We start from the raw sequence: 10,806 nt of genomic DNA, 5'->3' as shown, positions 1-10,806 counted from the left end.
CAAAACGCGGGGAGCGGGAGGAACAGGTATGTCGATCGAGAGTTTGTTCGACGGTCAGGACATGACCGGGCTCGCCGCCTCGATCCGTCGCGGTGACGTCTCGGCCCGCGAGGTGGTCGAGTTCGCGGTGCACCGGGTCGAGGAGCGCAACCCCGCCGTCAACGCGGTGGTGGCCGACCGCGCCGAGGAGGCGCTCGCCGAAGTGGACGCCGGCCTACCGGACGGGCCGCTGCGCGGAATTCCGTTCCTGATCAAAGATCTGCACGCCGACGTCGCCGGACTGCCCACCTCGAACGGCTCCCGGCTGTTCGCGGGTCGGGTCGCGAACGCGGACAGCGAACTGGTGTCGCGCTACCGGCAGGCCGGGCTCGTGGTGATCGGCAAGACCAACACACCCGAGTTCGGTCAGAACGCGAGCACCGAGCCCGTGCTGTTCGGCCCGACGCGCAATCCGCGTCGGCTCACCCACAGTGTCGGCGGCTCGTCCGGTGGCGCGGGTGCGGCCGTCGCGGTCGGCATCGTTCCGGCCGCGCATGCCAGCGACGGCGGCGGCTCCATCCGGATTCCGGCGTCCGCCAACGGGTTGGTCGGCCTCAAGCCGTCCCGCGGCCGGATGCCCTCGGGCGCTCCGCTCTCCGGGCCGCTGTCGGTGGAACACGCTGTCACCAAGAGTGTTCGGGACACCGCGCTGCTGCTCGACCTCACCGCGGGACCCGCGGTGGGCGCGCCGTTCGGTATCGCGCCGCCGGTCCGCCCGTACGTCGACGAGGTGGGCGCCGATCCGGGCAGGCTCCGCATCGGCATCACCACGACGATGCCGGGCGGGGATCCGGTCCACCCGGACTGCGCGGCGGTCGCGTCGGACGTCGGGGTGATGCTCGAGAAGCTGGGTCACCACGTCGAGACGGCCGCGCCGACGTTCCATCCCGAGGCGCTCGGGGCGGCGATGCAGTACCTGATGTCGGCGCCGATGGCGGTGGAGATCGATCAGCGGCTCGCCGAACTGGGCCGGGAACTGCGCGACGACGACCTCGAGACGATGGCGCGGGTGCAGTACGAGCGGTGCAAGTCGCAGTCCGTCACCGACCTGGCCGCCGCCTACGCGGCACTCGAGCTCACCGGGCGGGAGATCGGGCGGTACTTCACCGAGTACGACCTGCTGCTGAGCCCGACCCTGTGTCGGCCGACGCCGGAGCTGGGTGTGCTCGACGCGATGAACCTCGAGGCCATGTGGCAGCACGCCGGCGCGTACGGCGCACTGACGTCACCGTTCAACAGCGGTGGACAGCCGGCCATTTCGCTTCCGCTGGGCAAGGATTCCATCGGGCTGCCGCTCGGTGCCCAGCTGGTCGCGGCGCACGGTCGTGAGGATCTGCTGATCCGGGTCGCCGCGCAGCTCGAGGCCGCGTATCCGTGGAGCGCGGCGCCGGCGTGGCCTGTGGTGGAAGGCTGATTCCGAGTCAGTTCGCGGGAGGTTGAACGGCGGGCGCGGTGACGTCGCAGTGCGGTTGGCACGCGACGGACTCGCCCGCCGTTTCCTCTGCCGCGGCCTCCGGTGCGGCCTTCCGGGGAATCATCACCGCGGAGATCGCCGCCCCGATCAGGAGCAGCCCGGCGCAGACGAGCATCGCGACCCGGAATCCCGCCGAGAACGCCGCGGGGTCCGTGAGGGCGTCCGCGCCGATGCCGGCGAGCGCAGGGAGCGCAGCCACCGCGAGCAGTTGGCTGGTGCGGGCGACGGCGTTGTTGACACCCGACGCGATGCCCGCCTGATCCGACGACACCGAGCCGAGAACGGCCGCGGTGAGCGGCGCGACGAGCGCTGACAACCCCAGGCCGAACACCAGCACGGCGGGCAGAACCTGCGTCGGATACGACGCGCCGGGCCCGATCCGCAGCATCAGCAGCAGGCCGCCGGCGCCGAGCAGCGGCCCGACGGTCATGGGGACGCGGGGGCCGTGGACCTGCGCCCAACGCCCGGCCCGCGACGACAGCAGCAGCATCAGGATCGTGATCGGCAGCGACGCGATGCCCGCGGCGAGGGGTGAGTAGCCCGACACGATCTGTAACTGCAACAGCAGTAGGAAGAACACGCCGCCGAGCGCCGCGTACACCGCGAGCGTCACCAGGTTGGCGGCCACGAAGACGCGGGACGCGAACAGCGACCCCGGCACCAGGGCGTACCGGGATCGCCGCTCGACCACGACGAACGCCGCCATGAGGACGAGGCCGGCGATCACCGCCCACGCGGTCGTCTCGATCAACCCGTAGGTGAGCGCACCCAACGCGAGGGCGGCGAGTGCGGAGCCGAGGACGTCCAGGCGCTCGGGCGGGTGCGGATCCCGCGTCTCGGGCACATGCCGCACCGACACCCAGACGACGGCCACCGCGAGCGGAAGATTGATCAGGAACACCGAGCGCCAGCCCGCGACTTCGACGAGCCAGCCCCCGAGCAGCGGTCCGACGGCGGCGGCGACGCCTCCCAGGCCGGACCACAGTCCGATCGCCGCGCCCTGGTCCTCGTCGTCGAACGATGCCGAGATGATCGCGAGGCTGCCCGGTGTCAGCAGCGCGGCCCCGACGCCCTGGAGTAGACGCGCGGCGACGAGAATCGTGACATTCGGTGCGAGCGCGCATAATCCGGACGCCACCGCGAACCATACTGTGCCCCACACGAATACTCGCCGCCGTCCCACCCGATCGCCGAGGGCGCCACCGAACAGGATCAGGGACGCCAGGGTGAGCGTGTAGCCGCTGAGCACCCATTGCAGGCCGGCGACCTCGGCGCCGAGATCCTCGCCGATCCGTGGCAGCGCGACGTTCACGACGGTGCCGTCGAGCATCGCGAGCGACGAGCCGAGCACGGTCGCGGCCACGACCCATCGTCCCCGCGGCGATTTCAGGTGGAGCGGAGCGGTCATCTCTTCGATGGTGCTCGCGACTCGCGCCGACGGGAAGGGGTTTCGTCCGTCCGCTCGTCAATCGTGAGGAGACGGTAAGAGTCCGGCGCCGCGCCGTCGTATCGGTCTCTGCTGGTCTGCAGCGCCTCTACCGTTGCGCATTCGAGGGAAACCGGACGAATGGAGCGACATGATGTCGATGCGTGGTGGGGCGAAGCGAAGTCCGAAGGTGCTTGCGGCGGCGATCCTGTGCGGTGTAGCGCTCGCGACGGCCGCGTGCTCCGAGCCGGCGGAACCCGGCGATTCGCCGTCGCCTCCGCCGTCGTCCACGACCGTGACACCGCAGCTCATCGCCGCGCCGACACCCGCCGAACTGAATGCGAATCTGGCGCGCGCGTTCGACGCGACGATCCCCGCTGCGGACAAGGTCGCGCTGGTCCAGGGTGCGCAGGCGGATCCCGAGCTGATCGACCGGGTGGTCGAGGCGGCCCTGGCCAACAAGGCGTCCGCACAGGTCACCGATGTCACGGACCTCGGTGACGGCACGGTGGCGGCGACCGTCGTCATGACGTTCGACGGTCAGCCGGCACCCGAGAGTGTCATCACCTTCGTCGCCGAGGACGGCGTGTGGAAGCTGTCGAAGGACAACGCGTGCGGCATCGTGAGCGTGGCGGGGCTGTCGTCGCAGGCGTGTGCGTGAGCGTGGCGCTGCCGTGCCGACGCTCAGCACCGGGGTGATGATGGAGCGATGGCGACCACCTCGATTCTTCGCGCGGCGGCCGTGGCGTCCACGGCCGGAATGCTCCTCGCCGTCGTGGCCTGTTCGAGCGACACCGGCACCGACGGCGTGGCCGAGTCACGACAAGTGACGGTGACGGCGGTTCCGTCCACGACGTCGGTGCAGCCCTCCGCGTCGTCGACGACCACGATCGAAAGTAGTTACACCGCAACGACGGTGCGGGTCACGGGCGACAACGGCCGGGTCCGGTACGACGTCGTGGTGCCGCAGATCGAGGGCGGCGACCCGGCCGTCGCCGCCGAGTTCGACGAGTCGATGCGGGCGGCGCTGCAAGACCAGATCGCCGGCTGGCAGGGGGACCGGTTCACACTCGAAGCCACGGACCGGTCGGCCGTCGTGCACATCGGTTCCCGAGTGGTCAGCGGTCTCCTGGTGACGTCGTGGAACGCGGATCCGCCCGGCGCGCACCCGACGCCGATCGTCGCGACGGTCGTGATCGATGCCGACGACGCGCAGCCGATCACGCTCGACCGGTTGTTCCCCGATCTCCCGGCGGGCCTGGATCGGCTGTCCGAGGAATCCGCGCGTCTTCTGCCCGCGACCGCCGCCGGACCCGACTTCCAGCGCGAGGGAATCGAGCCGAAGCAGGAGAACTTCGCGAACTGGGTTGCCACCCCGGCCGGGATGGAGATCCACTTCTCCGACTACCAGGTAGGGCCGCATGCGATCGGGCTGATCGACGTGACGGTCCCGTGGGAACGGTTGTCCGACGTGGTCGCACCGGACCTCGTCGACGTCGTCTCGAGCTGACCAGACGGCGCCATCGAACGAATGACCAGTCAACGGGAGGAGCTCTGGAAACGGGGCCTCGGCGTCGGGAGATTGGAGGTTCGAACGGAGCACCGGCACAGCCCGCCTGCGTGCACCGTGGGACGAAAGGACTGACCATGACCTCCGTGCACGCCGAGGACGTCGACACCGACGAGATCCGCATCATCGACCAGGGCACGCCACCGGCGCGGTTCGCTCGCGGCTGGCACTGCCTCGGTCTCGTCGACGGTTTCCGCGACGGCAAGCCGCACTCGGTCGAGGCGTTCGGCACCAAGTTGGTGGTGTTCGCCGACAGCAAGGGTGACCTGAAGGTCCTCGACGCGTACTGCCGCCACATGGGCGGCGATCTGAGCCAGGGCGAGATCAAGGGCGATTCGGTCGCGTGTCCGTTCCACGACTGGCGGTGGAACGGCAAGGGCCGCTGCACCGACATCCCCTACGCCCGTCGTGTTCCCCCGGTCGCGAAGACGCGGGCGTGGCAGACGATGGAGCAGGACGAGCTGCTGTTCGTGTGGAACGACCCGGAGGGCAACCCGCCGCCGCCGGAGGTCACCATCCCGGCGATGCGCTCGACCGACGCGGAGTGGACGGACTGGCAGTGGAAGTCGCTCGTCATCGACACCAACTGCCGTGAGATCGTCGACAACGTCGTGGACATGGCGCACTTCTTCTACGTGCATTACTCGTTCCCCACGTACTTCAAGAACGTCTTCGAGGGGCACGTCGCGATCCAGGAGCAGAAGGGCGTCGGCCGCGACGACGTCACCGAGTGGACCGACCCCGACGTGCCGCAGCTGGTCGGCAACACGTCCGTCGCCGCGTACCACGGTCCGTCCTTCATGATCGACGACCTGATCTACCACTACGACAAGTACGACGTCGAGTCCGTGCTCATCAACTGCCACTACCCGATCGCCCCGGACAAGTTCGTGCTGATGTACGGCATCTCGGTGAAGAAGACCGAGCAGGTTCCCGCCGAGATCGCGGACCAGCTGGTGGACGCGATGATCGGTTACATCGGTGTCGGGTTCGAGCAGGACATCGAGATCTGGAAGAACAAGACCCGGATCGAGAACCCGCTGCTGACCAACGAGGACGGCCCGGTCTACCAGCTGCGCCGCTGGTACGAGCAGTTCTACGTGGACGTCGCCGACGTCACCCCGGACATGGTGGACCGCTTCGAGTTCGAACTCGACACCACCAAGCCCGTGGAGGCGTGGAAGCAGGAAGTGGCCGACAACCTGGCCCGTCGCGCCGCCGCGGAACAGGCGTAGGCGTGGAGCCGGTCGAGTGCGATCGCTGCGGCTGCCGGGTGCTGGCGGCCAAGAACAGCTGGCAGCACACGTCGGTGCAGTGGACGGCCGAGGCCCGGGCCGCGTGCGTCGAACTGGACGACGCGGCGGGCCCGGTGTCGCGCGCGCGTAGCTGCCCCGCGATGCGGGAATCGATCGCGCGGGCGGCCGTCGAGGGCCGGATCGGCGTCCTCGACGACTGAGTTCCGTTCGTGCCGTGCGTGAACGAGGTCCCCCGCGCGAGCGGGGGACCTCGCCTACTATCCGGGGGTCGGGTTTCGCGCGGGAGGTTGCTGTGATCAAGGTGAACCAGGTGACCTCGCGCCGCGAGGCGGACAAGCTGCGCGGCGTCGACATCGTGGGTATCTGTCTGGGCGACGCCGCGACAACCGAGCGGCGAGTCGTCGACGCGGGCACGTTCACGATGTTGCAGGACGTGGTCGGCCCGCGGACGTCGCTGTACATCGATGCCTCCGCGGCCCTCTCGCCGCAGGACGTCGTCGATGCCGTCGAGGCGCTCCGGCCCACCTATTTCGAGTTCACGGTCGTGGACGCACCCAAGGAGGCGGCGGCGGCCGAACAGTTGGACTTGCTGGCGCGGCTGCCGGTTCCGAAGATTGCCAACGGCCTCTTCGTCCTGAAGGAAGACGTCGGCCTGCTCGACAGCCGGATGCATCTGGACCGCCTCGTCGCGGCCGGCGTCGAATACTTCCAGGTGGAGACCGAATCGCTGATAGATCCCAGGTTCCGGATATCTGCGCCCCATCGTGAGCGTCTCGCGGCACTGTTCGCCGACTACCCGTGCCTCGTCGCGGATGTGTGCACGACCCCGCCGGTTCTTCCGGCATTCGGTCAGGTGGGGACCTACTTCAGCCTGGGGAACGGACGCGTGCCCAACTACGACGGCTCGGACCGCCAGACGCCTCTCTCCGGAATTGTCCGGATCATCCGCTCTCTGGCGGTCGGCTGACCCGATTCGACCGCTTCTGTTCGCCTGGCGGTCACCCGACTGTTCCGGGGCCGTTGCCAGGTCACAGGAATATTACTCACGGAGATTCGAGCAGGTCGAGGTGAAATCGGCTGTCTCGCAGAATCTCTGCCCGGATCTCACGGCTAGTGTCGTGAGCACCGTGCAGCATCCCGGGACGCGCTACGAAGCGCGGACACATCATTCACTGTGAGGAGTTTTGACATGGGTTCTTCCGACGCAGATCTCGCGCTGATCAAGCAGATCCAGCCGGTCATCAGCGGCATCGGCACCGTTGTCGGTGGCATCGGTGCGATCCTGGGCCTGGTCGGCGCGCTGAACGCCCTGTTCCCCGCCTGATACCTGCTCGAACACCTCCGGCCCGTATCCCTGCAGGGATACGGGCCGGAGGTCGTGTAAGGGGTGCTTCGCGTAGGAACGACGGTGCCCCACAGCCTTCGAGGGGCTATGGGGCACCGTCGAAGCAGGTGTTCCTACTTGTAGCTGTAGAAGCCCTGACCGGTCTTGCGGCCCAGGTGTCCGGCGTCGACCTTGCGGCGGAGCAGGGCCGGCGGCGCGTAGTTCGGCTGCGCGAACTCGGCGTACAGCGACTCTGCCGCCGCGAGCGCGACGTCCAGGCCGACGGTGTCGAGCAGCGTCAGCGGGCCCATCGGGTAGCCGCAGCCGCCCTTCATGGCCTCGTCGATGTCCTCGGCGGACGCGTAGCCCGACTCGAGCATGCGGACCGCGTCGCACAGGTACGGGATCAGCAGCGCGTTGACGATGAAGCCGGCGCGGTCACCCGCACGAACGGCCTTCTTGCCCAGGGTGTCACGCGCGAACTCCGTCACCGCCGCGACGGTTTCCTCGGACGTCACCAGGCTGACGACGATCTCCACCAGCGGCATGACCGGCACCGGGTTGAAGAAGTGGACGCCGACGACCTGCGACGGACGCTGGGTCGCGTTGGCGATCTTGATCACCGGGATCGACGACGTGTTGGTCGCGAGGATGCCGGACGGCTTCACGATCTTGTCGAGCTTGCCGAAGATCTCGAACTTGAGCGCCTCGATCTCCGGTGCGGCCTCGATGACGAGGTCGCGATCGGCGAACTCCTCGATGTCCAGGGTGACCCGGACCCGGGCGATGGCGGCGTCCGCCTCCTCCTGGGTGATCTTGCCGCGGGCGACGCCCTTGCCGATCGAGTTCGCGATGCGCGCCTGGGCGGCGTCGGCGAACTCTTGCTTGGTCTCGAGGATCAGGACGTTGCTTCCGGCCTTGGCACACACCTCGGCAATGCCGGCACCCATCGTGCCGCCACCGATCACACCAACTAGCTCCACAGTCGAATCTCCACAGTCGTCTCGTCACCTCGCCGTCGGGCGAAGTGCTGTCAGGGTCATTCTGCTATCGGGTCATTCTGCTACCGGGGGCCGGGCGTCCGTCACCCCGGCGTCGAAAGCTCCGACGCCGGGGTGACGGACACCGCGGAAACCGTCGAACGGTCAACTGCCGAGGCTGCCGCCTCCCAATCCACCGCCCGGTCCGCCTTGTCCCTGGCCGCCCATGATGGCCATGAGCTGTCCCAGGACGTCCACCAGTTCACCGAGAATGCTGATCGAACCCATGTGTACTCAACTCCCTGCGTCGGTCACGGTGCCGGCCCCCGAACGGCCTGCTTCGAGCAGCTCCCGGTTCGAACCGTGCTGTCACCTACCGCGGCACCCTCGGGTGCCGTCCCCTCATTGAACGCCGGGGAGCCCGGTCGGCGGAACCGTCGCAGCGGAACTGTGCGTCACTTGAGCAGTGCGCGTGACATGACCAGACGCTGAATCTGGTTGGTGCCCTCGTAAATCTGGGTGATCTTCGCATCTCGCATCATTCGTTCCACCGGGAAGTCGGTGGTGTAACCGGCGCCGCCGAACAGCTGGACCGCGTTGGTGGTGACCTCCATCGCGACATCCGACGCCAGGCACTTCGCTGCGGCAGAGATGAAACCGAGGTTCTTCTCGCCGCGCTCGGCGCGAGCGGCCGCGGTGTAGACCATGAGGCGGGCCGACTCGATCTTCATCGCCATGTCGGCGAGCATGAACTGGGTGTTCTGGAAGTCGGCGATGGCCTTGCCGAACTGCTTGCGGTCCTTGGTGTAGGCGAGCGCGGCGTCGAACGCGCCCTGCGCGAGACCGAGCGCCTGGGCGCCGATCGTCGGGCGGGTGTGGTCGAGGGTCTCGAGGGCGGTCTTGAAGCCGGTGCCCGGCGCGCCGATGATGCGGTCGCCCGGAATGCGGCAGTTCTCGAAGTACAGCTCTGCGGTGGGCGAGCCCTTGATGCCGAGCTTGTGCTCGAGCGGTCCCACGACGAAGCCCTCGTCGTCCTTGTGCACCATGAACGCGGAGATGCCGTTGGCGCCCTTGTCGGGATCGGTCACGGCCATCACGGTGTACCAGGTGGACTGGCCGCCGTTGGTGATCCAGCACTTGGAGCCGTTGAGGATCCAGTCCTCGCCGTCGGCCTTCGCGCGGGTGCGCATGCTGGCCGCGTCGGATCCGGCCTCACGCTCGGAGAGGGCGTACGACGCCATCGCGCCTTCCGCGATCTGCGGCAGCACCTGCTTCTTGAGTTCCTCGGAGCCCTTGAGGATCAGGCCCATCGTGCCCAGCTTGTTGACGGCCGGGATGAGCGAAGACGAACCGCAGACGCGGGCGACCTCCTCGATCACGATGCAGGTGGCCACCGAGTCGGCGCCCTGGCCGTCGTAGGCCTCGGGAACGTGGACGGCGTTGAATCCCGAGTTGACGAGCGCGACCTGAGCTTCGTGGGGGAAGCGGGCCTTCTCGTCGACTTCCTTCGCGTACGGCGCGATCTCCTTCTCCGACAGCGCGCGGATCGCGGCCCGCAACTCTTCGTGCTCCTCGTTCAGCTGGAAGAGGGGGAAATCGGGATTGCCGGACATGAGACGCTCCTCGTCGTGCGTGCGGCGGCGCCGAGTGTTCGGGCACTCAGTGCCAGGCCGGGTTGGGCTGGCTGTTCGTACTCCTCGGCAGGTTTCTACCGATCGCGTACGTACGTCCACGAATGCCCCCCAGTCAAGCATGGCACTTAGTGCCAGTCAAGGTCGGTGGGCCTCGAGTTGTCGGCGCACCTGCCGCGCCACCTCGGCGGGAGAAGTCCCGGCCGGATACGTCACGACGGTCACCGTCTCGCCGACGGAGGTGGCGGAGGAGTTCCCCGACGCCGGGGCCCCGGGGGCGAACTTGTGGCGGATCTCGGTCAGGGCGCTGCGCAGCGCCTCCGGGGTCGCGTGCTCGTCGCCCCGGATCATGGCGCGGAGCAGGTAGTTGTGGCACGCCGTTACGCTCGCCGTGAAGCCGACCACGGCGAGCGGCGGCGCCGCGGGCGCGGCGCCGCGCAGGTAGTCGCTGAACACTCGCTCGTACCGGTAGCCGGTGACCAGTTCGCGGTCGCGCAGCGCCGGCACGCGCTGGACCACCTGGTAGCGGCGCACCGACAGCTCCCGGTTCTCCCGATACCGGTCGAACACCAGGTGCGCGGCATCGCAGACCGCCTCCCACGGATCCGTCGTCGTGCCCGCGAGAAAGGCCGACGCCTGCGCGATCAGCGATTCGTGATCGGCGAAGATCACGTCCTCCTTCGACCGGAACTGGCGGAAGAAGGTCCGTCGCGAGACACCCGCGGCCGCGGCGATCTGATCGACCGTGGTGGCCTCGTACCCGTGCTCGGCGAAGAGGCGGATCGCCTGGGTGGCGACGTGCACCCGGAAGTCCGCGGTGTCGCCGCCTGTGTCGGGTGCCGTGCCCTCGACGCGCTCACTCATGCGTGCCAGTATCCACGCCGGATCGACGCCGGACGATCGTCGACCTCCCCACCGGCCCGGCCCGGCACCGTGCCTGACCTGCCGATCTGGACCGCAGCCATCATGCGGGCGGATACTGCACATAAGGCGCTGCCCGTCGTAGGACGGCTTCCGCCCGAGGGAGTTCACGTTCGACGACGGTGGCGCGAGCCACCGTGGCGAAGCGAACCTCCCTGGGGGCGATACGTGGAATCATCCGAACC

The 10,806-nt window shown here is 68.4% G+C and carries 12 protein-coding genes; 7 read left to right on the top strand and 5 right to left on the bottom strand.

Features of this window, described 5'->3' with window-relative positions; translation table 11 throughout:
- Nucleotides 1–28: 28 nt before the first annotated feature.
- Nucleotides 29–1,453 carry an amidase gene (locus ABEU20_RS05300; protein WP_420163355.1) on the top strand — a complete coding sequence of 475 codons (1,425 nt, stop codon included), beginning with the start codon at nt 29–31 and terminating at the stop codon, nt 1,451–1,453.
- Nucleotides 1,454–1,460: 7 nt separating this feature from the next.
- Here the strand turns inward: ABEU20_RS05300 and ABEU20_RS05295 are convergent, their stop codons facing one another.
- Nucleotides 1,461–2,921, bottom strand: coding sequence for an MFS transporter (locus ABEU20_RS05295; RefSeq protein WP_420163354.1), 1,461 nt, complete (start codon nt 2,919–2,921; stop codon nt 1,461–1,463).
- A gap of 169 nt (nt 2,922–3,090) precedes the next feature.
- On the opposite strand from ABEU20_RS05295, the gene ABEU20_RS05290 reads away from it, so the two are divergent.
- The 6 genes from ABEU20_RS05290 to ABEU20_RS05265 all read left to right on the top strand — a co-directional run bounded on the left by ABEU20_RS05290 (nt 3,091) and on the right by ABEU20_RS05265 (nt 7,089).
- Nucleotides 3,091–3,600 (top strand): hypothetical protein, encoded by a 510-nt coding sequence (locus ABEU20_RS05290; protein WP_420163353.1) that lies wholly within the window; start codon nt 3,091–3,093, stop codon nt 3,598–3,600.
- Nucleotides 3,601–3,648: 48 nt separating this feature from the next.
- Complete coding sequence (locus ABEU20_RS05285) at nt 3,649–4,449, top strand: RsiV family protein (protein WP_420163352.1); 801 nt, start codon at nt 3,649–3,651, stop codon at nt 4,447–4,449.
- 137 nt (nt 4,450–4,586) lie between these two features.
- Complete coding sequence (locus ABEU20_RS05280) at nt 4,587–5,744, top strand: Rieske 2Fe-2S domain-containing protein (protein WP_420163351.1); 1,158 nt, start codon at nt 4,587–4,589, stop codon at nt 5,742–5,744.
- Nucleotides 5,745–5,746: 2 nt separating this feature from the next.
- Complete coding sequence (locus tag ABEU20_RS05275; RefSeq protein ID WP_420163350.1) at nt 5,747–5,965, top strand: hypothetical protein; 219 nt, start codon at nt 5,747–5,749, stop codon at nt 5,963–5,965.
- A 92-nt stretch (nt 5,966–6,057) separates the two neighbouring features.
- On the top strand, nt 6,058–6,732 hold the full coding sequence (locus ABEU20_RS05270; protein WP_420163349.1) for a hypothetical protein: 675 nt from the start codon (nt 6,058–6,060) through the stop codon (nt 6,730–6,732).
- A gap of 222 nt (nt 6,733–6,954) precedes the next feature.
- Nucleotides 6,955–7,089, top strand: a complete 135-nt coding sequence (locus ABEU20_RS05265) for a hypothetical protein (RefSeq protein ID WP_420163348.1) — start codon at nt 6,955–6,957, stop codon at nt 7,087–7,089.
- A 134-nt stretch (nt 7,090–7,223) separates the two neighbouring features.
- Here the strand turns inward: ABEU20_RS05265 and ABEU20_RS05260 are convergent, their stop codons facing one another.
- From ABEU20_RS05260 to ABEU20_RS05245, 4 genes are all read right to left on the bottom strand, one after another.
- Nucleotides 7,224–8,072: a 3-hydroxybutyryl-CoA dehydrogenase gene (locus tag ABEU20_RS05260; RefSeq protein ID WP_420163347.1), complete on the bottom strand. Its 849-nt coding sequence runs from the start codon at nt 8,070–8,072 to the stop codon at nt 7,224–7,226.
- 162 nt (nt 8,073–8,234) lie between these two features.
- A complete protein-coding gene (locus tag ABEU20_RS05255; RefSeq protein ID WP_420163346.1) occupies nt 8,235–8,357 on the bottom strand; it encodes a hypothetical protein in 123 nt (40 codons plus the stop codon).
- A 167-nt stretch (nt 8,358–8,524) separates the two neighbouring features.
- Nucleotides 8,525–9,682 carry an acyl-CoA dehydrogenase gene (locus ABEU20_RS05250; protein ID WP_420163345.1) on the bottom strand — a complete coding sequence of 386 codons (1,158 nt, stop codon included), beginning with the start codon at nt 9,680–9,682 and terminating at the stop codon, nt 8,525–8,527.
- A 156-nt stretch (nt 9,683–9,838) separates the two neighbouring features.
- Complete coding sequence (locus ABEU20_RS05245; protein WP_420163344.1) at nt 9,839–10,564, bottom strand: TetR family transcriptional regulator; 726 nt, start codon at nt 10,562–10,564, stop codon at nt 9,839–9,841.
- Nucleotides 10,565–10,806: the final 242 nt, after the last annotated feature.

The sequence above is a fragment of the Rhodococcus parequi genome (assembly GCF_046042785.1).
GTDB lineage: Bacteria > Actinomycetota > Actinomycetes > Mycobacteriales > Mycobacteriaceae > Prescottella > Prescottella parequi.
This window is presented reverse-complemented; position numbering and strand designations above follow the sequence as displayed.